Below are 23286 nucleotides of genomic sequence, written 5' to 3'. Positions count from 1 at the left end.
CCGTACCAGCCGCTGCTTGACCCGAGGAAGATTTACGTTTCACTGTCCACAAAATTTGACACAGCCCAATCTGGCTCGGCATCATCATCAGCTTGGGTCTCATGCTCGTCGCAGCGTTCGGGTTCCTTCCCGCGTTGATCGGGGCCTGGCTCCAAGAAGTCGTCGACCTCGTCGCGATCCTGGGCGCGCTGCGCGCCGTCGGCCCGCGCGCCGAGCGCAAACTCAAGGCGTCGCGAGCCAACGCAGACGGCGCACACCGCTGACAGGCCGAGAGAGCCAGCGAACCCACTGAGAATCACTATGGAGGCACCGAGCCATGGCTAGAAAAACAGCACCGCAAGCCCATCCCGGCGAACCTCACGACCGGGGCATCGGCCAGCGACTCAACTGGCTGCGCGCCGGGGTACTGGGAGCGAACGACGGCATCATCTCGACCGCTGGCGTCGTGATCGGTGTCGCAGCGGCGACCCCGAACAACGTTCTCGCGATCGCCACGGCAGGAATCGCCGCAGTGGTCGCTGGCGCATTCTCGATGGCCGGAGGCGAGTACGTTTCGGTGAGCACCCAGCGCGATACCGAGAAGGCGCTGATCACCAAGGAGAAATGGGAACTCGAGACCATGCCTCAGGAAGAACTCGAAGAACTCGCCGGCTTCTACCGTCAGCGTGGGCTCTCGGACGACCTCGCGCATCAGGTCGCGGTCGAGCTCACCGCGAAGGACGCCCTCGCAGCCCATGCAGAGGTTGAACTTGGAATCGACCCCGAAGAGTTCACCAGCCCCTGGGCGGCGGCTGTCTCGTCATTCGTCTCGTTCGCGCTGGGAGCACTCATCCCGCTCGTAATGATCCTTTTGCCATTCGGCGAGAATCGCGTCTGGATCGCCGCGGTTGCAGTGGTGATCGGCTTGTTCCTCACCGGCTGGATCAGCGCCGCGCTCGGCGGGGCCCCGCGCGGCCGGGCCATCCTCCGGAACGTGGTGATGGGCTCAGCGACGATGATTGCGACTTACCTCATCGGCCTGCTCTTCGGCGTCGCTGTTGGCTGAGCGGAGACGACCGCTGAACCCAGCTGACCGTGAAGGTGGCGTTCACCGGCCGTTCGGTTTTCCACGCCCGCGATGAGCGGCCTCGATCAAGTTGGGTGGGGCCGGAGCCGAGCCAAGAGGACGGAAAGGGCCGGCTTCGGCAAAGTAGCGGGGCGGCGGCGCCGAATAGCTCCGGTCAGCATCATCACGCCCACGGGGTGCAGTAGATTCCTGTAGCCGTCGTCGGCGCTCGTCACGCGCGTCGAGACCGCCTCCTCTCGCGTTGCAACCAGGGGTTGCATCGGGGGTTGCGGTGCGAAACCTCGCGCAACCCGCTATCTGGTCAGAGGAGCGTTCCAGATTCCCGGCACCACCTCGTTGACGCGCTCGGCCTACTCGCCAACTGCGCTGACATCTACGCCCGCTGCGACGACACCAACCGGCGGCTGTGCAACCAGGCGTTCTTCACGAAGGTCTTCATCGACGAGGACAACGAGTTGCGCGTCGAGCACAGCCGGCCCTTCGAAATGCTCCTCGATCCGCAGGTCAACGCTAACGCGCTGACCTGGGCCGCAGACATGAACAAGGCCCGAACCTCTGCCAACGTTTCCATTGGCAAGGGTTCGAGCCCTGTGCGTGCGGTGGAGGTAAGGGGATTCGAACCCCTGACCTTCTCCATGCCATGGAGACGCGCTACCAACTGCGCCATACCCCCGAGTTCACTTCTCGTCCCCGCGGGAACGAGACATAACTTTAGACCGACCCGCACACTCCTCGCAAATCTCGAACCGCATTTGCGCTGGTGACGTCGGTCACGAGTCGGGCCCGCCCTGGGCGTGAACGTGTCGGCACCTCCCAGCACCGATCCGGACCTCCCCAGTACTCTGAACCCGATGAACACACGCATGCCCACCCGGCACACCTTCGAGGTCACCGCTTCCAGCAGTGCGGCCCTGCCCACTGCGGTGTGGGAGTACCCGGCGGTGCGCGGGGACCTGCTGGGCGCCTCGGCGCGACCCGTTCTGCTCGTCCACGGCTTCCGCGGCGACCACCACGGGATGAACCTCATCGCGCGGGACCTGCGGTCGAGGCAGGTCTTCGTACCGGACCTGCCCGGTTTCGGGGAGACCCCGCCGCTCGCCGAAGGCCTCACGCTCCAGGCGTACACCGCGTGGCTCGACGCGCTCGTCCATGAGATCGCGAGGCGAACGGGCCGTTCACCCCTCGTCGTCGGGCATTCGTTCGGATCGATCCTCGTCGCGCACTGGGCTGCAGGCAGCGACGGCGCGAGCGATCTCTCCCCCACCCGCACAACCGACGTTCTCGCCTTCATCAACCCGATCACCTCTCCGGCTCTCGAGGGCCCGTCGCGCTTCATGACCGCACTTGCGCGGTTCTACTACGCGGTGTCCGCGAAACTACCGGAACGCGCGGGCCTCGCCGTCCTCGGTCATCCGCTCATCGTGCGCATCATGAGCGAGGTCATGGCCACGACACGTGACCGCGGGCTGCGTCGCTACATCCACGATCAGCACGCGCGGTATTTCTCCACGTTCTCCGACCGTGACTCGCTCGCGGAGGCGTTCGACGTGTCGGTCTCGCACACCGTCCGCGAGGTCGAGCAGTCCCTCATGATGCCGGTCCACGTCATCGCCGGCACCGCCGATGCGGTCGCGCCCGAGCCCGGGACCCGCGCGTTCGTCGCCGCACTCCCCCGTGCGAGCGTCGAGTGGTTCAGCGGGGTGGGCCACCTCGTGCACTACGAGCGCCCGCTGCGGACCGCCCAGAGCCTCGAGGAGTTCTGGACCCGCGAAGGGGTGTGAACCGGGGCGGGCCGTGCACCGACTCTCACTCCGGCCGCGAGATCACCTGTGCACTTTGGGACGAAACGGCAATCAGCTGTGCATTCCGGCACGAACTTCGCGTGCAGTTTCGTGCCGGAATGCACAGCTGATCCGACATCCGTACACGGACGCCCGTCGTGCACTTCCACAGTGCACCTCCACAGGACCGGCGCCGTTACAACCCTGCGTCCTCCGCGGGGTCGCGCGGTTCAGCCAGACGGTTCGGGGACGTCTCGCGCCACACCGGCGCACCGGACACGAACACCGACCGGGAAAGCACGTTCGACGCCACCGACGACACGATGACGAGCGATAGCACGGCCACGATCGCCATGAACAGCCGCACCACACCGAAGCCGTCGACGACGAGCGTGTGCGCATACGCCCCGATGACGATGAGGGGCATGCCCAGACCCGTGGCCGGAGAGAACACGTTGATCCGCGCGAGCGCGTCCTGCGCCCGGTACATCGCGATCCCGCTCAGGAGGATCGTCGATGCGCCGAGAAGCACGCACACTGCGGTGATCACATTCGCCACGACGATCATCAGCGGTGCCCCCTCGTCTGAATCCGGGAAAGCGCCACCGTCGACAGGATGCCCAGGAGCGACGCGAGGAAGATGATGTCGAGGGCGATCGACATGTCGACGAGCATCGCGATGCACGCGAGTACGCCGATCGCTGCGAAGTACACGAGGTCACCGACGATCGCGCGCGTACCGTTGTCCTTCGCGGTGAGCACCCGCACGACACCGACCGCGATCGCCAGCGCGAGCAGCCCGATTCCGATCCACAGCACGATACTCATGCGCGATCTCCTTCCGTTCCGTCGGCGGCCGCCCGTCCGTCCGCATCACGACCCGTACGCGGCGTGATGCGCTCCGGAACGTTGCCGGCCCCGCGCATCGCGCGCAACAGGCGTTCCTCCATGTCGAACAGACCGTCGAGCGCCTCGTCCTCCGTGTCGTTGAACAACGAGTGGACGAACAGCGTGGGCCTGCGCCCGGTCTCGTCGTCCCCGGCGGCCGCCGCGACGACGAGCGTGCCCGGGGTGATCGTGATGGACGAGGCGAAGAACGTGATCTCGAGATCGCTCTCGCACCGCAGGGGCACCTCGACGATCATCGGAGTGCCGTACTGACCGGGCTTCACGAGGTTCGTGAAGACGTCGAGCGTCCCGCTCAGGATCTCCTTGCCGATCCACGCGCAGTAGCCGGCGAATGTCACTGGGTTCATCATTCTCCGAGCACCGCCTGGATGTAGGGAGCAGAGTCGACGAGGCCGGTCGCAGCCGCCCCGGAGGCCGCCACGAGGGGTTCGGCCCACAGGAACAGGGCCACCGAGAGCCCGATCATCACGGTGCCCGGCAGCAGGAGCCGAGCCGGGATACGGACGTCGTCGGTGAGTTCGGTGGCCGGTCGGCGGCCCGCGATCGGCGAGTCCGGGTAGTACACCTTCATGGGTGCACCCCAGAAGGTGTTCGACCACAGGCGTTGGAGCGCCATGAGCGCGATGATCGAACCGATCACCACGGTGACGACGATGACGACGCCACGGGTTCCCCCGGCTTCGGCCGAGGCGCCGAGGAGTCCCACCTTGCCCCACAGTCCCGAGGTGGGCGGGAACCCGACGAGCGAGAACAGTCCGAGGACCATGAGGATCGCGGCCCACTTCTCACGCTTCACGAGGCCGGACAGTTTCGAGTACGAACCGGTGCCGTACACCTGTTCGACCGCGCCGATCGTGAGGAGGAGACCCGCCATCGTGATGATGTGGTGAACCGTGTAGAAGATGCCGGCCTGGAGCGCGGCGACGCTCGCGATGACGACGCCGATGAGGATGTGACCGACGCCGGAGGTCATCTGGAACGCGAGGACGTTGCGCACCCGGTTCTCGCCGAAGCAGCTCACGACCGCGACGAGGATCGTGACGACGACGAGGACGAGGAGGACGTTCGCGAACGGCGACTCCTCGCCGTAGATCGTCACGTACACACGGTAGAACGCGTAGAGACCGACCTTCGTGAGCAGGCCCGAGAACACGGCCATCATGCCCGCCGAGGTGAACGGGTAGCTGCGGACGAGCCACCCGTGGACGGGAGCAGCTCCGGCCTTGATGACGAAGGCGGTGAGAACGATGCCGATCGCGAGCGAGCCGGCACCGGTGACCTCACCGGCGTGCGCCATCCGAGCGAGGACCGCGACATTCACCGTCCCGAGCGCGCCGTACACGAAGCCGACACCGATGACGAGCACCGTCGAGGTCACGAGGTTGACGATGATGAACATCCGGCCGACCCCGAGGCGCCGCCACGTCCCCGTCACGGACACGAGGGCGTAGGACGGCAGCACCATGACCTCGACGAAGACGAAGAGGTTGAAGAGGTCCGCGGTGAGCAGGGCGCCGTAGACACCCGTGAGCATCATGAGGACGAGGGCCGGGATGAACCGGTACTGGTCCTCGCCCGTCGCCATGAGGAACCACACGCACACGAGCGCGGCGAGCGAACACACGACGAGCATGAGCGCCGTGAGCGAGTCCGAGGCGAACGAGATCGCGACCCCGTGGACGAATCCACCGACGGAGTCCGCGATCACGGGGACAGTGCGGTGGAGCACGAAGAGATACACACCCGCCGCGCCGACGAAGGCCGGTACCGCGAGAAGGAGCGTCCGCACGAACCACCGGGCGCGCACGAGCACGCAGAGTGCCGCTGCAGCGAGGGGAACGCCGACGAGGAGGAGCAGAAGAGCACCGTTCACTGTTCGTGTCCCTCCCCGGTCTCCGGAGTCGTGTACTGGTCGTCGTCGTGGCCGAGAACGGCCAGGGCGAGCATGATGATCGTGACCGCCAGGGAGATCACGATCGCGGTGAGGACGAAGGCCTGGGGTAGCGGGTCCGCCGCGAGTTCGGCGGGCGTACGCCCGTCGATCGGCTCGCCGCGCCACGCACTCACGCCGCCGGCCAGCAGGGCGAAGTTCGCGGCGTGCGACAGCAACGTGAGGCCGAAGATGGTCCGTACCATCGACCGCTGCAGCATGAGATACACGCCGCCGGCGGTGAGCACGGCCACGGTGATCGCGAGAATCATTCGCCACGCTCCTTGGGTTCGACGCCGGACGACATGTGGCGCGAGGTCGTGCCCCATCTCACTGTCGATCTCACGTGGGCACGTTCCTCCTCCGCGGGTGCCTCCCCGCGGGTTGCTTCGAGCGGACCGACGAGTTCACCGTGGACCATCTCGTCGACACGTTCACGGGTGAGCTCGTGGTGGCCGTCGTGACTGCGGGTCTCGACATCGCGATACATCCGTCCGTTGAGGAGGACGTCCGTTCCGGCCGGTGTGAACGCACTGTCGGAGGTCCCGAGCAGATTGAAGGACGCGAGGATCATGCCGATGACCGCCATGTACACACCGAGGTCGAACACCATCGAGGTCGTCCAGTACTGGCCGAGCCATTCGCCGTGGAGCGGCTTGAGGAAGCTGCCTCCGGCCACGAGTCCGAGCACACCGTCGAGCACCGCGACGAGCACACCGCCGCCGATGAGGACGATCGGCAGCCGCGGCGGACCGACGGCACGGTCGGACGAGGTCGACATGTAGAGCAGGCCGATGATGGCCGAGGCGATGAGCGCGGCGATGAAGCCACCACCGGGCTCGTTGTGGCCGCGCCAAAAGACGAGTGCCGAGGTGATCGCGAGGATCGGCGCCATGAGCCGGACACTCAGCTGCATCGGGATCATGTTGGGCCATGCGGTGAACGCCGCGCTGTACGCGGTCGACCCCTGCGGACGGAGTTTCACCCACGGCATACGTGGCACCTCGGGGATGTCCGAGGCGGGCGGGTCGATGAAACGGTCACGGACCGAGGAGAGGATCGCGACGATCGCGATCCCGGCCATGCCGAGCACCGAGAGCTCGCCGAGCGTATCGAGTGCACGGAACTCGACGAGGATGACGTTGACGACATTGTGTCCGCCGGCGACGTCGTAGGTCTCGTCGAGATAGTACATCGCGATCTCGGAGCGCTCACGGCGACCGGTCATCGCCCACACCGCGACACCGGCCGCGAAACCGACGAACCCGGCGAACAGCGCGCGCGGAACCTGGTGCCTGCGGGGGTACCTCCAGAAAGTCCGCGGCAGCTTCTGCGAGACGAGCATGATGACGATGATCGACATCGCCTCGACGAGGAGCTGGGTGAGCGTCACGTCCGGCGCGCCTAGCGAGATGATCTGCACAGTCACGAGGATGCCGATCGTCGACAGTGCGACGGTCGCCGCCATCCGCGACCGCGAGAAGCACGTCGCGAGCGTGGCGAAGGCGATGAGGACGAGGAGCACGAGATCGATCGGCCGCGAGAGGCCCGCGTGCATGGGCGGCAGCCCCGGTCCGGCGAGGATCGCCCCGGTACCACCGAGCACGACGACCGAGAACAGGCCGAGCATCATGACGAGGTGCGGCGCCGCGCGGACCGGTTCGACCGCCCGGGCGAACCGGTTGCCGGCCTTCTCGAGGCCGCGGGTGATCGCGGAGATGACGGTCGCTCCGTCGAACGGCAACTGGGCATCGAGGAAGAACTGCCATGCCCGCTTGCGGACGAGCACGATGACGACACCGGCGGCGATGATGCACGCGGAGGCGAGCAGTTCGAGGGTGAACCCGTGCCACAACGCGAAGTGCGGATGCGGGTCGGTGCCCGGGAGCGCACCCACGACCGCGGGAACGACGAGCTTCTCGACCGTCGGGAGCATGAACGCGAGCGGCACCGATGCGAGGATCGGCAGCGCCGCGGAGACGAGCATGACGGGGTCCTCGTGCCCCTTCATCTCCTGGACCTGCTCGGCGGTCGGCTCGGGGCCGTCGAAGAAGACACCGAACACGATCCTCGCGCAGTAGGCGAAGGTGAGGACCGAAGCGGCGGCTCCGGCCACGAGGACGAGGGTGCCGAACCCGCCGGGCGCCTCGTGGAGGGCGGTGAGCACCGTCTCCTTCGAGGCGAAACCGAACAGCGGCGGGATGCCCGCCATCGACGCCGCACCGAGGAGCACGACGACGAACGACGTCGGGGCGAGGCGGATGAGCCGCGGGAAGCGGCGGAAGTCACGGGTGTGCGCGACGTGGTCGATGACGCCGACCATCATGAACAGTCCGGACTTGAAGAGCGCGTGGGCGATGACGTGGAGGACGGCGGCCGCGAGTGCGAGTTCGGTCCCGACGCCGATCGTCGCGACGATGAGGCCGAGCTGGCTCACCGTCGAGTACGCCATGAGCTTCTTGAGGTCGTGCTGTCCGAGGGCGAACCAGCCGCCGATCGCACAGGTGATGAGACCGGCCGTGATGAGGAGGGCGTTCCAGGCCGTCACGTCGTGGAAGACGGGGCTGAACCGGATGAGGAGGAAGATACCGGCCTTCACGACGGCGGCAGCGTGCAGGTACGCGCTCACCGGGGTGGCGGCAGCCATGGCATCGGGCAGCCACGAGTGGAAGGGGAACTGGGCGGACTTCGTCATCGCCGCGAGCGCGACGAGGACGGCGACGAGAGTCGTGAGCCCCGGGTTCGCACCCCACACCTCGGAGGCGAACGCGTCCTGGATGTTCGAGGTGCCGGTCGCCGCGACGATGACGCCGACCGCGACGAGGAGGAACAGGCCGCCGATGAAGGTGAGCAACATGGTCCGGAACGACGGCGCCTCACCCTCGGAACCGGACCGCGCGATGAGCGCGAAGGACGCGAGCGAGGTGATCTCCCAGCACACGAACAGGACGAAGAGGTCGTTCGTGAGCACGAGACCCACCATCGCGAACGTGAAGGTGGTGATGAGCCAGTAGAAGCTCATCGATCCCCCGTGCTTGAGGTACGACGTCGAGTAGAAGAGCACGAACGCACCGATGACGAGCGAGACGAGCGTGAAGACCACGCCGATCCCGTCCGCGCGGAACGCGAGCGACACGTCGTAGGAGGGGATCCAGTCGAACGACCAGGCCAGTGGGGAGCCGGCAAGTGCGGCGCCCACAGCAGGGAGGAAGACGCCCGCAGCACCGAGGTAACCGACGCCGAGGATCCAGCCGGCGTGTCTTCCGAGGCCTTTCACGAGCAACGGGGTCAGGACGACGAACGCTGCCGTGAGAACCAGAGTGAGTGGGATCGTCACGCGCTCACCGCCTTCCTCTGGGCCACGGTTCCGGGGCTGGTTTCCACCGGCGGAACCTGGTCGCGACGATGAGACTTCATGGGAGTTCATCCTACCGATTGAGCGTTCGGCAGGAAAACCTGGACGCCCGCCGGACGGTCATCGAAACCGGATCGTCACATATGCGCGCCTTTCCGATCGACGCGCTCGGAAAGGCGCAGTGTCCGCACCGCTAGGCTGACCGGGTGAAGTTGTTCTTCGATGCGCGGTTCACCCGCTTCCCCCACCACGACGGCATCTCCCGTTACGGTTCCGAACTGCTCGGAGCGCTCCTGCGGATCACCCGCGGCACCGAGGTCGAGGTGACGGCGATCGTCCACGACGAACGCCAGCTCGCGAATCTCCCGGAGACGCCGTACGTGGTGCTCGCGAATCCGGTGAGTGCGAAGGAACCCTTCGTCGCCGCGGAGCTCAACGCGCTCGGCGCGGACGTCGTCTTCTCGACGATGCAGGTCATGGGCTCGTGGCGGCGGAACTACGCACTCGTCCTCACGCTCCACGACCTCATCTACTACCGGCACCCGCTGCCCCCGCGCGACCTCCCGGCCCCGGTCCGCCTCGCCTGGCGCCTCTACCACACGGCGTACTGGCCCCAGCGCGTGCTGCTCGACCGGGCCGATGCGGTCGCCGCCGTCTCCCGCACGACCGCCGATCTCATCGCGCAGCACGGGCTCACCCGTCGGCCGGTGCACATCGTCTCCAATGCCGCGACACCGGTCTCGCCGCTGCCGAGTCGGCCGTCCGGTCACGACGCCCGGAACCTCGTGTACATGGGCGCCTTCCTGCCGTACAAGAATGTCGAGTCGCTCATCGGCGCCCTCGAGCACCTCCCCGGCTGGACCCTCCACCTCACGAGTCGGATCGAGCCGAAGCGCGAACGGGCTCTCCGGGCGCTCGTGCCCGCCCGCGCGCGGGTGGTCTTCCACCACGGCGTGAGCGACGAGGAGTACGCGCGTCTGCTCGACTCCGCGACCGCTCTCGTCACCGCGTCACTCGACGAGGGTTTCGGACTCCCCGTCATCGAGGCGATGAGCCGGGGCGTCCCCGTGGCCGTCTCCGACCTGCAGATCTTCCACGAGCTCGCCGATGGCGTCGCCGAGTTCTTCGATCCGCGGGACCCGGCGGACATCGCCCGGGCCGTCACGACGCTCACCGACGCCGAGGTGTGGGCCGCACGGGCAGGATCCGCGCCGGGCAAGGCGGCCGAGTTCTCCTGGGAACGCTCGGCACGCGCCCTGCTCGAACTCGCACGGGACCTGCACACACAGCGCAGGAGCTGAGGGTCCGCAGGTCGTCAGGCGACGGCGCCCGGATCCTCTCCGGCCGACCACTGGCGCAGCACCCAGGTACCGCGGCGGGGCGTGAGCACTCCGTATCCGCAGTTCATCATGACGCCGAGGTACCCGGTGTGGTCGGCACCGAGGCCGAGCAGCGCCTCGGCAGCACCGCGGAGCACGGCTCCGTGCGCGACGATCGCCACGCTCTCGTCCTCACCGGCGTTCGCGACGATCTCGTGGATCGCGGCGACGACGCGCGCGGTCGATTCCGCCCGGCTCTCCCCGTTCGGCGGGCGGACGTCCTGTCCGGTGTTCCACGCCTCGAGCTGGTCCGGCCAGATCCGACCGATGTCCTCGCGGGTCTTTCCCTCCCAGTCGCCGACGGAGAGCTCACGCAGCAACGGATTCTTCTCCACGGGCAGGCCCGTGTACTCCGCGAGGGCGGTCGCTGTCTGGAACGCACGGGTGAGATCCGAGGAGTGGATGCTGTCGATGCCGAACGCCGCGACGACCGGAGCCGTCGCCTTCGCCTGAGCGAGGCCGTGCGCGTTGAGGGGCACGTCGAACTGCCCCTGGAACCGGCCCTCCCGGTTGTAGTCCGTCTGCCCGTGACGCCACAGGACGATCTGCTTCACCATCGAGGGCTCACTCCCCCGCAGCCTGCGCCCCGGGTACCTCCGGCAGCTGCAGGTCCACGACCGGGCAGTCCTTCCACAGGCTCTCGAGGGCGTAGAACTCGCGGTCCTCCTGGTGGAACACGTGCACGACGATATCGCGGAAGTCGAGGAGGACCCACCGTCCCTCGCCCCGACCCTCACGCCGCGCCGCCTTCACGTCGTGCTCCCTGAACAGGTGTTCCTCGACCGCATCGACGATCGCGTTCACCTGCCGCTCGTTCGTCGCCGAGGCGATGACGAACACCTCGGTGAGGTACAACTGCTCGCTCACATCGAGACCGACGAGATCGGTGCCCAAGAGCTCCGAGGCCGCGCGGGCGGCGGTACGGGCGAGGGCGAGGGCTTCCGGAGTGGCCGTCACTGAGGTCCTTTCGGCAGGGTGGAGCGCGGGTGGGTTCAGAAGATGAGGAACAGGGCGACGACGATGAGGACGAGCGCCACGGCCGCGAACGCGGCGAGGATGAGGAACGGCACCTTGGACGGGACCTCGCCGACGAGGATGTCGCCGTCCTGCTGCGTGACGTCGCGCGCCGGGACCGGGGGTGCCGGCGGGTGGGCGACCTCGTCGCCGTCCCCGTCGTCCGCCGCACCGCTCGAGGCGGAACCGTCGACCGCCGGGGTCTGCCCCGTGACGACGTGGATGCCACCGGTGGTCGGCGGCATCACGACGGGGGCTCGACGAACGCGCGTCGGGATGGACCCCGTCGAGTCGTCCTGACTCGTCGCGGCCTGACGGCGTGCGGTGAAGTCGGTCGGATCGACGGAGTCTCCTCCGCCGACGACCGGCTGGACCTGGGTGGGGGGCCCTGAGTCCGAGGGGCCCTTCGCGGGAGCGAGGGTGTCGGCCGCCTTCTTCCCGGCGGGTTTCTCGGGCGCGGTGGGCTTCTGCTGCGCACCGCCCTTCTGCTGCTTCGCGGCTGGACCGGAAGCAGGCTTCGCCCGACCGGGCTTGCCGGCGCCGCCCTTCTGCGGCTGCGGCGTCACCGCCGACTTCGCGTCCTGGTTCGGTTTCGCGTCCTGGTTCTCGTTCGCCGCAGGAGTCTTCTTCTCCACGGGCTTCGCGGTCGCGGCGGCCTCGGCGGGCTTCGCGGTCGCGGCGGCTTCGCCGGGCTTTGCCGTGGGGTCTTTCTTCCCGGCCGATTTCGCCGGCCCGGCCTCGGCGTTCGGTGCCTGCTGGGCGGGCGTGGCCTGCGCAGGCTTCGAAGCCGGGGTCTTCGTCGTGGGAGCCTCCGCTGCGGGGGCCTTCGCCGCGGCGGTCTTCCCGGCAGTGGGCGCGGTGCGTTGTTCACCTGTCGACGGTGAGCCGGCCGGCTTCGCGGGGACGCCCTTCGCCTGGTCCTCGGTGACGACCGGGATCGACGCGGTGTGACGGCCCGGCTTGCTCGGGGCGACGGATTCCGGGGGCGGCGTCCGCCCCTCGACGAATCCGGCCGGAGCCTCATCGGCGTCGACCGGCTTGGGCTCGAGCCCGTGTTCGCGGAGGTACCGACGCAGTTCGGCACGGGTCTCGAAGTGCGGCAGGTCCGCAGGCTTCTCCGGAGCGGACTTCTGCGCGGGTGCCGCGGAAGGAGAGGCTGCAGGGGTCGGGGAAGGCGCCGACTGAGCAGATGCCGGGGCCGCACCGGCGGCGGGCGCCTCGGCGGTTCCGGCGCTCTCGGAGGGTGCGGCAGGGGAGGTCGGCGCGGCAGGGGTCTCCTCCCGGATCTTCGCGACCTCCGCGTTCAGGCGCGCCTGTTCGGCCTCCCGAGCGCGCCGCTCCGCCTCACGGCGTTCCTTGCGCGTCATGAACTGCTGCTCAGCCATGCTCACTTCCTGTACAACTCGTGTTTGGCGATGTACTGGACCACCCCGTCCGGGACCAGGTACCAGACGGGGAGCCCGTCCTGCACCCGGGCCCGGCAATCGGTCGACGAGATCGCCAGTGCCGGGATCTGCAACAGGCTCACGGCCTGCATGGGAAGGCCCTCGATATCGAGTTCGTGACCCGGACGCGTGACGCCGACGAAGTGGGCCATCGAGAACATTTCGTCGACATTCTTCCAGTTGATGATCTGGGTGAGGGCGTCCGCGCCGGTGATGAAGAAGAGTTCCGTGTCCTCACCGTACGCCTCGGACAACTCGCGCAGGGTGTCAACCGTGTAGGTCTCCCCCGGGCGGTCGATATCCGCCCGGGACACGGTGAAACGAGGATTCGATGCTGTGGCGATCACCGTCATGAGGTAGCGGTGTTCCTTGTCGCTCACCGTCTTGCCGGCCTTGTGGTACGGCTGACCGGTCGGGACGAACACGACCTCGTCGAGAGCGAACTTCGCCGCCACCTCACTGGCGGCGACGAGGTGGCCGTGGTGGATCGGGTCGAACGTTCCACCCATCACGCCCACCCTGCGGGTCACGAAACTCATGCGGCGGCAGAACCCATCTCACGACCGGCCGGTCGAACCCTTGTCCCCTCCGTCACTTGTGACGGTAGGAGATGCCCTTCCACGACATGGTGACGAGCATGAGAAGCATGAGGATGGCGAACGCCACCACGCCGTACCAGATCGGGTCCACGGGAAGCTCGTTCACGATGTGGTGGCCTTCTTCGGCGGCCTGTGCGAGCACGGTCGAGATTTTCACTCGGATCTCCTTGTCGAACGTTGTGTCGGTCGGTTCCCGGGCCGGCTCGTGGGCACGCGTACGGGCGCCCCCGCGAGCCGGTCCGGGATTCTGGGTCCACCGCGCAGGTGGACGAATCCGCGGTCAGTCTACCGGGATCTAGTTCCTCACCTGGCCGTGGCCACGCATGATCCACTTCGTGGTGGTGAGCGCACTCAGCCCCATCGGACCCCGCGCATGCAGTTTCTGGGTGGAGATCCCCACCTCCGCGCCGAGTCCGAACTCGCCGCCGTCGGTGAAACGTGTGGAAACATTCACACCCACGGCGGCTGCATCGATCGCCGCGACGAACGAATCCGCCTGCGCGAGATCGTTCGTCACGATGACCTCGGTGTGGCCCGAGGAGTAGGCGCGGATGTGCTCGATCGCGTCGTCGAGGCCCGGCACGATCTTCACGGCGATCTCGAGCGCGAGGTACTCCGTCGCCCAGTCACGGCGCGACACCCGGCGGATCTTCATGCCCTCGGGAGCGAGTTCCTGCACGTCGGTGTCCGCGTGCACGACGACCCCCGCCTGCTCGAACCTCTCGAGGATCTTCGGCAGCACACGCTTCGCCGCCTTCTCGTGGATGAGGAGGGTCTCGAGCGAGTTGCACACGCTCGGACGGTGCGTCTTCGAGTTCACGGCGAGGTCGACCGCCATTCGCACCGGGGCGGTGGCGTCGATGAACATGTGGACGTTGCCCACACCGGTCTCGATGACCGGCACGATCGACTCGTGCACGACGGTGGAGATGAGGTCCGCTCCCCCGCGCGGGATGAGGATGTCCACGTAGTCACGGGCGTGCATGAGGACCTTGGCCCCGTCCCGTCCGAACTCGTCGATACCGGCAATCGCATCGGCGGGCAGGCCGACGGACGCGATCGCCTTGCGGAGCAGACTGATGAGCAGCGTGTTCGAGGACTTCGCGGCGGAGCCGCCCCGGAGCACGACCGCATTGCCACTCTTGATCGCGAGCGACGCGATGTCGACCGTGACATTGGGGCGGGCTTCGTAGATGGCGCCGACGACGCCCATCGGGACGCGCTCCTGCGAGAGGCGGATGCCGTTGGGCAACACCTTGCCGAGCACGACGTCGCCGACGGGGTCCGGCAGCGCGATGATCTCGCGGACGGCCCCTGCGATGTTCGAGATGCGTTCCGCGGAGAGGGTGAGACGGTCGATGAGACCTTCGGCGATGCCCTTGTTGCGGGCGGTCTCGATGTCCTCGGCGTTCGCCTCGATGATCTCCTCGGTGCGATCGAGCAGGATCTGCGCGATCGCCTCGAGGGCGGCGTTCTTCTCCGCGGTGGAGGCGGCGGACATGAGGGTGGAGGCCTTCTTCGAGGCCCGGACGATACGGGTCACGCCGCGCTGCACGCGGTCGTCGACCTCGGGGACGATGGTGTCGGTCATGGAAGCCTTCCTGAGCCGGTGGCTGCATCGATGGCGGTGGACGGGGTCGGCCGGGGGATCAGAACACGGCGTCCGAGAGCATGAGGTCGTTGCGGTGGATGACTTCCTTCCGGTAGTCCTGTCCGTACCGCTCGCCGAGTTCTTCCGTGGTGAGCCCGAACATCATGGGCAGTTCCTCGGAGGAGAAATTCACGAAACCGCGTCCCACGAGATCACCGCGCGGGCCGACGACGTCGACCGGGTCCCCGGCCTCGAACTCGCCCTCGACATCGGTGACACCGACCGCGAGCAGCGAGGTGCCGCGCCCCTCGAGCGCTTTCACGGCGCCCGCGTCGACCCGGACCTTGCCGACCGTCCGCGCGAGGTGACCGAGCCACAGGATGCGCTTCTGCCGGCGCTTGTGGGTGACGCCGAAGTAGGTGCCGATCTCGTCGCCGTGCAGTGCCGCCTCGACGTTCGGGGCCGAGGTGAGCACGGTGGGGATCCCGGAGTCCGCAGCCATCGTCGCGGCCTGGACCTTCGTCTGCATGCCGCCGGAACCGACGCCTGCGGCACCGGTCCCTCCGATGCCGAGGTCCTCGAGGTCCCCCTGATCGGCGACGAAGTCGACCGCCTCCGCGCCGGGGGTGCCGGGAGGAGCGGTGTAGAGCGCTGCCACGTCGGACAGCAGGATGAGCGCATCGGCGTGCGCGAGGTGGGCGACGAGCGCGGCGATCCGGTCGTTGTCGCCGAACCGCACCTCGCTCGTGGCGACCGCGTCGTTCTCGTTCACGATCGGGAAGCACCCGAGCGCGAGAAGACGTTCGATCGTGCGCTGGGCATTGCGGTAGCTGGTCCGCCGCATGAGGTCCTCGGCGGTGAGCAGTACCTGGGCCGGGACGACACCGTGCTCCGCGAGCACGTCGGTGTAGGCCGCCATGACCAGGCTCTGTCCGACTGCGGCCGCAGCCTGCTTCGTCGCCAGGTCGTCGGGGCGTTCCGTCAGACCCATCGGCTCGAGGCCGGCTGCCACTGCGCCGGACGACACGAGGATGACCTCATGACCGGCGGCCCGGTGGCGGGCGAGCACGTTCGTCACGCGCTCGAGGTTCTCCCGATTGAGTCCGCCCTCGACGGACGTGAGGGAGGATGATCCGATCTTCACGACCACCCGCTTCGCCTCGGCGACGATCTCTCGCGCCTCGCTCAGCTCGGGCATGGGCTGTGTATCGGATGACGTCATTGGTTCCTCTCGGTAGGGGACGTCGATGACTTCTCGGCCAGCCGCTCCGCTTCCATCTCGGCGCGGGCGGCGGCCTTGGCGTCCATACGTTCGTGGAAGGCGGCCTTGCGTTCCTTGCGGGACGCGCGGCCGGAATCCTCGAGACGCAGGTCCGTTCCACGGGAGCCCAGGAGCTCCGCGCCACCGACCATGGTCGGGTCCCAGTCGAAGACGACACCTTCACCGGGACCGATGACGACGGTAGCACCCGGAGTTGCGCCCGCCTTGAAGAGGGCCGTCTCGATGCCCAGTCGCTCGAGGCGATCTCCCAGGTATCCGACGGCTTCGTCGTTCGCGAAATCGGTCTGGATGACCCAGCGTTCGGGCTTCTCGCCGAGGATCCGGAACACCTCTCCCTCGGGGGTCTGCTCGACCTCGATGCGGAAGCCCTTGTCGTCGACGGCCTTCGGGCGGATGACGACGCGTTCGCGTACGACCGGGGTGGTCTCCCGGCGTTCGCGTTCGGCGGCCACGAGTTCCGCCATGGCGAAGGACAGTTCGCGCAGCCCCTTGTGGCTCACCGCGGACACCTCGAACACGCGGTAACCGGCGGCTTCGAGGTCGGCCCGGACGAGGTCGGCCAGCTCCTTGCCGTCCGGGATGTCGACCTTGTTGAGGGCGACGAGCTTCGGGCGTTCGGTGAGCGGCAGCAGCTCGCCCCCGTCGGTCCCGATCTCCACCGCATAGGCCGCGAGCTCGTTCTCGATCGTCTCGAGGTCGGACACCGGGTCGCGACCCGGATCCCAGGTCGCCATGTCGATGACGTGGACGATCGCGGCGCAGCGTTCGACGTGCCGGAGGAACTCGAGACCGAGCCCGCGGCCCTCGGAGGCACCGGGGATGAGACCGGGAACGTCCGCGATCGTGTAACGGATCTCTCCGGCCTGTACGACACCGAGGTTGGGCACGAGGGTCGTGAAGGGGTACTCCGCGATCTTCGGCCGGGCAGCCGAGAGCGCAGCGATGAGGCTGGACTTGCCGGCCGACGGGAAACCGACGAGCGCGACATCCGCGATCGTCTTCACCTCGAGAACGATCGAGCGGGTCTCCCCAGGAGTCCCGAGGAGCGCGAATCCGGGGGCCTTGCGCTTCGGCGAGGCGAGGGCCGCGTTCCCGAGCCCACCGCGCCCGCCGGAGGCCGCCACGAACTCCGTGCCGTGGCCGACGAGGTCCGCGAGCACCTCGCCGTCGGTCGTCTTCACGACGGTGCCGTCCGGAACCGGGAGGACGAGGTCCTCACCGTCCGCGCCGTGCCGGAGGTCGCCCTTGCCGATGCCACCGTTCGGTGCGGACCTGTGCGGGCTGCGCTGGTACGGCAGCAGCGTCGTCGTCTGGTCGTCGACGACGAGGACGACGTTGCCCCCGTCACCGCCATTGGCACCGTCCGGCCCGCCGAGGGGCTTGAACTTCTCCCGGTGGATGGAGACGCAGCCGTTGCCGCCGTCTCCTGCGGAGACGTGGAGAACGACGCGATCGATGAACTCTGTTGCCATGGGTTCCTCTTACCTACCTGCCGGGCGGATGACCGGGCGTGCCTGGATGTCCGGACGAGCCGGGAATGCGGAAAAGGGGTGAGCGCGGTGGCTCACCCCTTTCACCGGGTGCACCCCGGAAGGGGTGCGGGCACTCCGAGCGGAGTGCGGACGTTCATGCGCGTGCGCGCGGAAGAACTCTCGTTCAGCCCGCCACGACGATGTCGACGACCTTGCGGCCCTTGCGCTCGCCGAACTTCACGGCGCCCGCGGAGAGGGCGAAGAGGGTGTCGTCGCCGCCACGGCCGACGTTGTTGCCGGGGTGGAAGTGGGTGCCACGCTGGCGGACGATGATCTCGCCGGCGTTGACGAGCTGGCCGCCGAAGCGCTTCACGCCGAGGCGCTGTGCGTTCGAGTCACGACCGTTGCGAGTGGAGCTCGCGCCCTTCTTGTGTGCCATGTCTGTTCCTCCTGCGGAGAGTTGTCAGGTCCCGAAGCGGGATGAAGTGATTACTTGATACCGGTGATCTTGAGGCGGGTGAGGTCCTGGCGGTGGCCCTGACGCTTCTTGTAGCCCGTCTTGTTCTTGTACTTCTGGATCACGATCTTCGGTCCACGGAGCTCGTCGACGACCTCGGCGGAAACGGTGATCTTCGCGAGGGCATCAGCGGCGTGGGTGACGGTCTCCCCGTCGACGTGCAGAACGACCGGGAGTTCGATCGTGTCGCCGGCCTCGGCCTTCATGCGGTTGACAGTGATGATGTCGCCGACGGAAACCTTTTCCTGGTGTCCTCCGGCGCGGACGATGGCGTAGACCATGTACGTACCTTCCTCGTTCGTTCTGCGTTCCGTGGGGAACTCTGACCATGCGCCCTTCCAGGGCGGGCCCGGAGGAACGACATGTGCGACGGCGACCCGCTCTTGGTGAAGTACCCATTGGGAGGGAGAGTCAGCCCTGTGGCATCGCGCAGACGACTGCGCGGCACCGACGTTCCATCCTACGCTGCGGCCCGGCGGGGGGTCAAAAGCCCACAGCACACCGCGCGCGTGGTTTGCGTCACGCGGTGCGATCGTCCGAGGTGTGTTCCTCGGCGATCCGTTCGTGGTGGCGGATGACCTCCGCCACGATGAACGCGAGGAACTTCTCCGCGAACTCGGGGTCGAGGTGGGAGTCCTCCGCGAGGCGACGCAGGCGCTCGACCTGCCGCGCCTCCCTGGCCGGATCGGCCGGTGGCAGGGCGTGCTTCGCCTTGAGCTCACCGACCCGTTCGGTGAGTTTGAAGCGTTCGGCGAGCACGTGCACGAGTGCCGCGTCGAGGTTGTCGATACTGCCGCGCAGGCGCGCGAGCTCAGCAGGAATGTCCGTCATGATGCCCCTTCGTTCGTCGCCCGAGCTTAGTCGAGGTGCGGCATCCCCCCGTCGTCCCTTCCGTGATCCGCGGCGGAGAAGCACGCCGCGATCGTCCGGAGTCGTTCCGCAGGTCCCGATCCCGGCGTGAAGAAGTCGTCGAGGAGCACCGGCGCACCCGTGCCGTCCGCGAGTGGCACGGTCCAATTGGGGTACTCGGTGGACGTACCCGGTTTGTTCTGCGCGCGCGCCTCACCGACGACATCCGTGAGTGCTACCCCGAGCAGCGCGCTCGAGGCGCGGGCGAGGTACGCGTGGAAGGCCTCCGAGAACGCCGCGTGGTCGCGGATGGAGCCGACGGTCCCCTCCGGCACGGGAACACCCGCGGCCCTGAGCCCCTCGAGGACATTCTGGCGGTCCTGCCGTTCGACCGCGCGCACGACCTCGGGATCGTCCGCGAGTTGATGGAGTTCCTCGGAGAGATCGACGTCGGCGAGGTCGAGGTGGCCGGCGAGCGGCATCATGTCGTGGGTGTCGAGCGTCGCGAGGGTGAGTTCACGGTAGTCCTCCGGATCCGTGAGGAGTCCGGTCTCCGCGTCCCGTTCGAACCACATGACCGAGGTCCCGAGGATCCCGAGGTCCGCGAGCCGTTCCCGTACTCCGGGTGCCACCGTGCCGAGGTCCTCCCCCACGATGACGACGCCGGCGCGCGCGGCCTCCGTCACGAGCACCGCGAGGATCGCCTCCGAGTCGTACGCGACGTATGCGCCGTCCTTCGCCGCATGCCCCTCGGGTACCCACCACAGGCGGAAGAGACCCATGGCGTGGTCGATCCGGATTCCACCCGCACCGGTGAAAGCGGTGCGGAAGAGGTCGCGCAGCGGGGCGTAGTCGGCCTCGGCGAGTCGCTCGGGATGCCACGGCGGCTGGGACCAGTCCTGGCCGAGCTGGTTGTAGTAGTCCGCGGGGGCACCGACGGACACGCCGGGAGCGAAGTACTCGGCGAGAGCCGTGGCATCCGCGCCGTCGCGGGAGACGCCGACCGCGAGGTCGGTCATGAGCCCGATCGACATGCCGAGTTCTTGCGCGGTGCGCTCGGCGGCCTCGAGTTGTTCTCGGGCGAGGAACTGGGTCCACATCCAGAAATCCGGTTCCTGGAGGACCCCGGGCCACGCATCCGCGGCCTCGTTCTCGGCCACCGCGGCGGCGTTGAAGGCGGCCCACGCGCGCGTGCCCTCGGGCGCCTCGGCGATGAACCGGGCCAGGCGGGCGCTGCGGGCTCCCCCCGGAAGGGCCTCCGTCGGGACTGTCGCCGCCCGGTCCGGGTCGTCCCCCGCCGCCGGAGTGCGGGTGAGGAGGTAGAGCTCCGCGAGGGCGCGGAGTTTGTCCGCGAGGACGCGATCACGGTCGATCGGTGTCCCGATCCGTGCCTCCTCGGCCCAACCCGCTCGGAGGACCGCGCACCGATCGCGGAATTCGGCACGGGCGCGGGCGAATTCGGGGACGTCCTCGATCCGCAGGTAGATCGGGTCGATCGCCTGGCGGCTGGACGGCAGGTACGGGGAGTTCTCGAGCGGTGGGAGCGGGCGTCCGGCATGAATGGGGTTGATGAGCACGAAGTCCGCACCGTGAGCGGCGCCGAGCGCGAGGAGATCCGCGAGGTCCCCGAAATCGCCGATCCCCCAGGACCGCCCGGAACGCACCGAGTACAGCTGCACGGTGAGGCCCCAGGCGCGTTCCTCGACCTCGGGAGCGCGGGCGGGGGCGACGAGGACCGTGCCCGAACCGACGGTGAGCGGGTCCGGTCCGTTGGCCCGGTCGGACCCGGTGAGCGGTTCAGCGATGGCAGGGTCGGGTCCGGTGTGCACTCCATGCGCCTCACCGGCACGTCCCCGGGCCCCTCCTCCGGTGACGACGAGTTCGTGGTAGCCCTCGGGCACGTCCGGTGGGACGACCACGACGGGCCGGTCGCCGACGCGACGGACCGTGAGCGGAATGTCCTCGCCGTCCTCGGTCACGAGGGTGACGTTCACCTCGGCCGGTCCTGGGTCGGAGGACCCGAGAGGGACGAGCGCAGGAGTGCCGACGAAGGTCGCGGTGAACGACGGGACGACGTGCGTTGCACCGCTTTCCGGGCCGAGCGCCCCGAGCACCGTCGCGAGGGTCCCGGGAGGTACCGAGACCGGCTCACCCTGCGCGGACACGTAATCGGGTTGGACCCCGCGGGCCCGCGCCGCTGCGCGGATCGCTGCCGATTCCTCCGCCGTGCGCCGCGTGCTGTTGCTCACATCCACCATGAACCCGACTCTAACCGTCCGCACGGACACACAGAACCGCCGAGGCGCCCCGGTGGTGAGGACTTCTCCTCACCACCGGGGCGCCTCGGCGGAGTACGGCCTGGGCCGCGGGCCGGAACGGACCGCTCAGGCGGTCACCGACTCCTTCGAGTCGATCTCGTCGTCGCCGAGATCGTAGAGCTTGCCCGACCTGCGCTCCGCGAGGAATTCCTTCATCGCCTTCTTCACCTTCGGCATGAGGATGTAGAGGCCGAGGATGTTGATGAACGCACACATGAAGAGCGCGGCGTCCGCGAAGTTCACGATCTGGCTGAACGAGGCCATGCAGCCGATGATGATGAAGGCGAGCAGGATCGCCTTGTAGATGTAGTCACCGACGACTCGCTTGCCGAACAGGTAGTGCCATGCCTTCTGGCCGTAGTACGCCCAGGTGATGAGCGTGGAAACAGCGAAGAGGACGACGGCGATAGTGAGGAGCATCGGCCACCAGCCGGTGATCGTCGAGAACGCGTCCGAAGCAAGTGTCACGCCGTCGACCGAGAGTTCCTCACCGGCCGAGGCCATCGCGACCGCATCGGTGTAGGACTGCTGGCCGGCGATGATGATCGTGAGTGCGGTCATGGTGCAGACCACGACGGTGTCGAGGAACGGCTCGAGGAGAGCGACGAAGCCCTCGGACACCGGGCGGCGCGTCTTCACGGCGGAGTGCGCGATCGCGGCCGAGCCGATACCGGACTCGTTCGAGAACGCGGCACGCTGGAATCCGACGATCATGACGCCGATGATGCCGCCCAGACCGGCCTGCGGGGTGAACGCACCGGCGAAGATGTCGGCAATGGCGGGACCGATGTGTGTGATGTTGCCGAGGATGACGACGAGGCACGAGAAGATGTAGAGGATCGCCATCGCGGGCACGAGCTTGTCGGTGACCTTCGCAATCGACTTGATCCCACCGATGATCACGGCACCGACGAACGCCGCGATGATGATGCCGACGACGAGGCCGGCCCACTGCGAACCGAGGAGACCCTCGTCGCCACCGGTGACGTTCTGGATCTGGACGAAGGCCTGGTTGGCCTGGAACATGCCGCCGCCGGCGACACCGAAGAGCAGGATCGCGATCGCGAAGAGACCGGTGAGCACCTTGGCGACCGGAGTCGAGAACACCTTGAAGGCGACGGGCAGGTACTTGAACGGTCCGCCGTGGACCACGCCGTCCTTGTCGATCTCGCGGTACATGACACCGAGGGTGCACTCGGCGAACTTCGAGGCCATGCCGAGGAGGCCGGCGACGATCATCCAGAAAGCCGCACCCGGACCACCGAGAGCCATGGCGGCACCCACACCTGCGATGTTGCCGAGGCCGACGGTGCCGGACACGGCGGAGGCGAGGGCCTGGAAGTGCGTGACCTCACCGGGATCGGTCGGCTTGGAGAACTTGCCCCGGACGACCTCGAGCGCGACGCCGAAGCCGCGGAACTGGATGAAGCCGAAATAGAGGGTGAAGACGAGCGCGCCGAGGATGAGCCACGCGACGACGAGGGGGAAGGAACCGCCACCGGGAAGCGGGACGGCGAAGAAGATGATGTTGGAGAACGCGGTGACGAAGGGCGCGAGGGCCGCGTCGACGCGTTCGTCGATCGTCATGGGTCCGGTCGCAGCGGTGGCCAGAATGGTGGCGCTGCTCACAAGTGATTCGGTCATGAGAAGAGAGAATGACGCACATCACACCCCGAATCAAGCTGGGGGACTTGTCCGCCGCAGACGTTTACACGATCGTAACTCCCACGATGTGGAACAGCGCCGCCCCGGGGCGGACGACGCACGGCGCCCCGGACG

General features: G+C 67.7%; 23 protein-coding genes and 1 tRNA gene. 4 read left to right on the top strand and 20 right to left on the bottom strand.

The annotated features are described in order from the left end of the window. Positions 1 to 101 precede the first annotated feature (101 nt). Both ABD172_RS05150 and ABD172_RS05145 read left to right on the top strand, forming a co-directional pair. On the top strand, positions 102 to 263 hold the full coding sequence (locus ABD172_RS05150) for a hypothetical protein (RefSeq protein ID WP_344307548.1): 162 nt from the start codon (positions 102 to 104) through the stop codon (positions 261 to 263). Positions 264 to 316: 53 nt separating this feature from the next. Next, the gene (locus tag ABD172_RS05145) at positions 317 to 1045 is read left to right on the top strand and encodes a VIT1/CCC1 transporter family protein (protein ID WP_344307546.1); all 729 of its coding nucleotides are present in this window, start codon (positions 317 to 319) and stop codon (positions 1043 to 1045) included. A 621-nt stretch (positions 1046 to 1666) separates the two neighbouring features. Here ABD172_RS05145 and ABD172_RS05140 read toward each other — a convergent pair. Continuing rightward, positions 1667 to 1739 (bottom strand) — tRNA-Ala (locus ABD172_RS05140). Positions 1740 to 1917: 178 nt separating this feature from the next. On the opposite strand from ABD172_RS05140, the gene ABD172_RS05135 reads away from it, so the two are divergent. Further along, positions 1918 to 2847 carry an alpha/beta fold hydrolase gene (locus ABD172_RS05135; protein WP_344307544.1) on the top strand — a complete coding sequence of 310 codons (930 nt, stop codon included), beginning with the start codon at positions 1918 to 1920 and terminating at the stop codon, positions 2845 to 2847. A gap of 196 nt (positions 2848 to 3043) precedes the next feature. Here the strand turns inward: ABD172_RS05135 and ABD172_RS05130 are convergent, their stop codons facing one another. From ABD172_RS05130 to ABD172_RS05105, 6 genes are read right to left on the bottom strand one after another with little or no spacing between them, the layout of a single operon-like run. Then, positions 3044 to 3415, bottom strand: coding sequence for a cation:proton antiporter (locus tag ABD172_RS05130; RefSeq protein WP_344307542.1), 372 nt, complete (start codon positions 3413 to 3415; stop codon positions 3044 to 3046). Next, entirely contained in the window at positions 3415 to 3675 is a 261-nt protein-coding gene (locus tag ABD172_RS05125; protein ID WP_344307540.1) for an MrpF/PhaF family protein, read from the bottom strand. The genes ABD172_RS05130 and ABD172_RS05125 overlap by 1 nt, the downstream gene beginning before the upstream one ends. Continuing rightward, entirely contained in the window at positions 3672 to 4106 is a 435-nt protein-coding gene (locus ABD172_RS05120) for a Na+/H+ antiporter subunit E (protein ID WP_344307539.1), read from the bottom strand. Before ABD172_RS05120 ends, ABD172_RS05125 begins: the two co-directional genes overlap by 4 nt. Continuing rightward, positions 4103 to 5629, bottom strand: coding sequence for a proton-conducting transporter transmembrane domain-containing protein (locus ABD172_RS05115; protein ID WP_344307537.1), 1527 nt, complete (start codon positions 5627 to 5629; stop codon positions 4103 to 4105). Before ABD172_RS05115 ends, ABD172_RS05120 begins: the two co-directional genes overlap by 4 nt. Further along, positions 5626 to 5958, bottom strand: a complete 333-nt coding sequence (locus ABD172_RS05110) for a sodium:proton antiporter (protein ID WP_344307534.1) — start codon at positions 5956 to 5958, stop codon at positions 5626 to 5628. Before ABD172_RS05110 ends, ABD172_RS05115 begins: the two co-directional genes overlap by 4 nt. Beyond that, a complete protein-coding gene (locus tag ABD172_RS05105) occupies positions 5955 to 9023 on the bottom strand; it encodes a DUF4040 family protein (RefSeq protein ID WP_344307532.1) in 3069 nt (1022 codons plus the stop codon). The genes ABD172_RS05110 and ABD172_RS05105 overlap by 4 nt, the downstream gene beginning before the upstream one ends. 224 nt (positions 9024 to 9247) lie before the next feature. Here ABD172_RS05105 and ABD172_RS05100 point away from each other — a divergent pair, with 224 nt between their 5' ends. Continuing rightward, on the top strand, positions 9248 to 10342 hold the full coding sequence (locus ABD172_RS05100; protein ID WP_344307530.1) for a glycosyltransferase family 4 protein: 1095 nt from the start codon (positions 9248 to 9250) through the stop codon (positions 10340 to 10342). A 14-nt stretch (positions 10343 to 10356) separates the two neighbouring features. Here ABD172_RS05100 and ABD172_RS05095 read toward each other — a convergent pair whose 3' ends face one another. From ABD172_RS05095 to ABD172_RS05035, 13 genes are all read right to left on the bottom strand, one after another. Continuing rightward, positions 10357 to 10977, bottom strand: coding sequence for a histidine phosphatase family protein (locus ABD172_RS05095; protein ID WP_344307528.1), 621 nt, complete (start codon positions 10975 to 10977; stop codon positions 10357 to 10359). Positions 10978 to 10984: 7 nt separating this feature from the next. Continuing rightward, positions 10985 to 11377: a ribosome silencing factor gene (gene rsfS / locus ABD172_RS05090; protein WP_344307526.1), complete on the bottom strand. Its 393-nt coding sequence runs from the start codon at positions 11375 to 11377 to the stop codon at positions 10985 to 10987. Positions 11378 to 11412: 35 nt separating this feature from the next. Next, positions 11413 to 12819, bottom strand: a complete 1407-nt coding sequence (locus ABD172_RS05085; RefSeq protein WP_344307524.1) for a hypothetical protein — start codon at positions 12817 to 12819, stop codon at positions 11413 to 11415. A gap of 2 nt (positions 12820 to 12821) precedes the next feature. Beyond that, the gene (nadD, locus tag ABD172_RS05080) at positions 12822 to 13418 is read right to left on the bottom strand and encodes a nicotinate-nucleotide adenylyltransferase (protein WP_344307522.1); all 597 of its coding nucleotides are present in this window, start codon (positions 13416 to 13418) and stop codon (positions 12822 to 12824) included. 52 nt (positions 13419 to 13470) lie between these two features. Next, a complete protein-coding gene (locus ABD172_RS05075; RefSeq protein ID WP_344307520.1) occupies positions 13471 to 13635 on the bottom strand; it encodes a hypothetical protein in 165 nt (54 codons plus the stop codon). 138 nt (positions 13636 to 13773) lie between these two features. Further along, positions 13774 to 15069: a glutamate-5-semialdehyde dehydrogenase gene (locus ABD172_RS05070; RefSeq protein ID WP_344307518.1), complete on the bottom strand. Its 1296-nt coding sequence runs from the start codon at positions 15067 to 15069 to the stop codon at positions 13774 to 13776. 58 nt (positions 15070 to 15127) lie between these two features. Then, on the bottom strand, positions 15128 to 16267 hold the full coding sequence (proB, locus tag ABD172_RS05065) for a glutamate 5-kinase (RefSeq protein WP_344307516.1): 1140 nt from the start codon (positions 16265 to 16267) through the stop codon (positions 15128 to 15130). A gap of 20 nt (positions 16268 to 16287) precedes the next feature. Continuing rightward, a complete protein-coding gene (gene obgE / locus ABD172_RS05060) occupies positions 16288 to 17823 on the bottom strand; it encodes a GTPase ObgE (protein ID WP_344307514.1) in 1536 nt (511 codons plus the stop codon). Positions 17824 to 18007: 184 nt separating this feature from the next. After that, entirely contained in the window at positions 18008 to 18262 is a 255-nt protein-coding gene (gene rpmA / locus ABD172_RS05055) for a 50S ribosomal protein L27 (RefSeq protein WP_344307512.1), read from the bottom strand. Positions 18263 to 18312: 50 nt separating this feature from the next. Continuing rightward, on the bottom strand, positions 18313 to 18621 hold the full coding sequence (rplU, locus tag ABD172_RS05050) for a 50S ribosomal protein L21 (RefSeq protein WP_344307510.1): 309 nt from the start codon (positions 18619 to 18621) through the stop codon (positions 18313 to 18315). Positions 18622 to 18859: 238 nt separating this feature from the next. Further along, a complete protein-coding gene (locus tag ABD172_RS05045; protein WP_344307508.1) occupies positions 18860 to 19171 on the bottom strand; it encodes a chorismate mutase in 312 nt (103 codons plus the stop codon). A 26-nt stretch (positions 19172 to 19197) separates the two neighbouring features. Beyond that, the gene (gene malQ / locus ABD172_RS05040) at positions 19198 to 21447 is read right to left on the bottom strand and encodes a 4-alpha-glucanotransferase (protein ID WP_344307507.1); all 2250 of its coding nucleotides are present in this window, start codon (positions 21445 to 21447) and stop codon (positions 19198 to 19200) included. A gap of 126 nt (positions 21448 to 21573) precedes the next feature. Further along, positions 21574 to 23151 carry an alanine/glycine:cation symporter family protein gene (locus ABD172_RS05035; RefSeq protein ID WP_344307505.1) on the bottom strand — a complete coding sequence of 526 codons (1578 nt, stop codon included), beginning with the start codon at positions 23149 to 23151 and terminating at the stop codon, positions 21574 to 21576. Positions 23152 to 23286: the final 135 nt, after the last annotated feature.

The organism is Brevibacterium samyangense, assembly GCF_039529845.1.
Classification (GTDB): Bacteria; Actinomycetota; Actinomycetes; order Actinomycetales; family Brevibacteriaceae; genus Brevibacterium; species Brevibacterium samyangense.
The sequence above is the reverse complement of the archived record's forward strand: the minus strand, read 5'-3'. Positions and strand labels throughout refer to the sequence as shown.

What these genes read in the sequence shown, in the direction of transcription:
- malQ (WP_344307507.1), bottom strand. Translation starts at nt 21,447, where the DNA reads ATGGTGGATGTGAGCAACAGCACGCGGCGCACGGCGGAGGAATCGGCA.
- ABD172_RS05135 (WP_344307544.1), top strand. Translation starts at nt 1,918, where the DNA reads ATGAACACACGCATGCCCACCCGGCACACCTTCGAGGTCACCGCTTCC.
- ABD172_RS05120 (WP_344307539.1), bottom strand. Translation starts at nt 4,106, where the DNA reads ATGATGAACCCAGTGACATTCGCCGGCTACTGCGCGTGGATCGGCAAG.
- ABD172_RS05045 (WP_344307508.1), bottom strand. Translation starts at nt 19,171, where the DNA reads ATGACGGACATTCCTGCTGAGCTCGCGCGCCTGCGCGGCAGTATCGAC.
- nadD (WP_344307522.1), bottom strand. Translation starts at nt 13,418, where the DNA reads ATGAGTTTCGTGACCCGCAGGGTGGGCGTGATGGGTGGAACGTTCGAC.
- rpmA (WP_344307512.1), bottom strand. Translation starts at nt 18,262, where the DNA reads ATGGCACACAAGAAGGGCGCGAGCTCCACTCGCAACGGTCGTGACTCG.
- proB (WP_344307516.1), bottom strand. Translation starts at nt 16,267, where the DNA reads ATGCCCGAGCTGAGCGAGGCGCGAGAGATCGTCGCCGAGGCGAAGCGG.
- ABD172_RS05070 (WP_344307518.1), bottom strand. Translation starts at nt 15,069, where the DNA reads ATGACCGACACCATCGTCCCCGAGGTCGACGACCGCGTGCAGCGCGGC.
- ABD172_RS05130 (WP_344307542.1), bottom strand. Translation starts at nt 3,415, where the DNA reads ATGATCGTCGTGGCGAATGTGATCACCGCAGTGTGCGTGCTTCTCGGC.
- ABD172_RS05145 (WP_344307546.1), top strand. Translation starts at nt 317, where the DNA reads ATGGCTAGAAAAACAGCACCGCAAGCCCATCCCGGCGAACCTCACGAC.
- rplU (WP_344307510.1), bottom strand. Translation starts at nt 18,621, where the DNA reads ATGGTCTACGCCATCGTCCGCGCCGGAGGACACCAGGAAAAGGTTTCC.
- ABD172_RS05035 (WP_344307505.1), bottom strand. Translation starts at nt 23,151, where the DNA reads ATGACCGAATCACTTGTGAGCAGCGCCACCATTCTGGCCACCGCTGCG.
- ABD172_RS05085 (WP_344307524.1), bottom strand. Translation starts at nt 12,819, where the DNA reads ATGGCTGAGCAGCAGTTCATGACGCGCAAGGAACGCCGTGAGGCGGAG.
- ABD172_RS05150 (WP_344307548.1), top strand. Translation starts at nt 102, where the DNA reads ATGCTCGTCGCAGCGTTCGGGTTCCTTCCCGCGTTGATCGGGGCCTGG.
- ABD172_RS05125 (WP_344307540.1), bottom strand. Translation starts at nt 3,675, where the DNA reads ATGAGTATCGTGCTGTGGATCGGAATCGGGCTGCTCGCGCTGGCGATC.
- ABD172_RS05095 (WP_344307528.1), bottom strand. Translation starts at nt 10,977, where the DNA reads ATGGTGAAGCAGATCGTCCTGTGGCGTCACGGGCAGACGGACTACAAC.
- obgE (WP_344307514.1), bottom strand. Translation starts at nt 17,823, where the DNA reads ATGGCAACAGAGTTCATCGATCGCGTCGTTCTCCACGTCTCCGCAGGA.
- ABD172_RS05110 (WP_344307534.1), bottom strand. Translation starts at nt 5,958, where the DNA reads ATGATTCTCGCGATCACCGTGGCCGTGCTCACCGCCGGCGGCGTGTAT.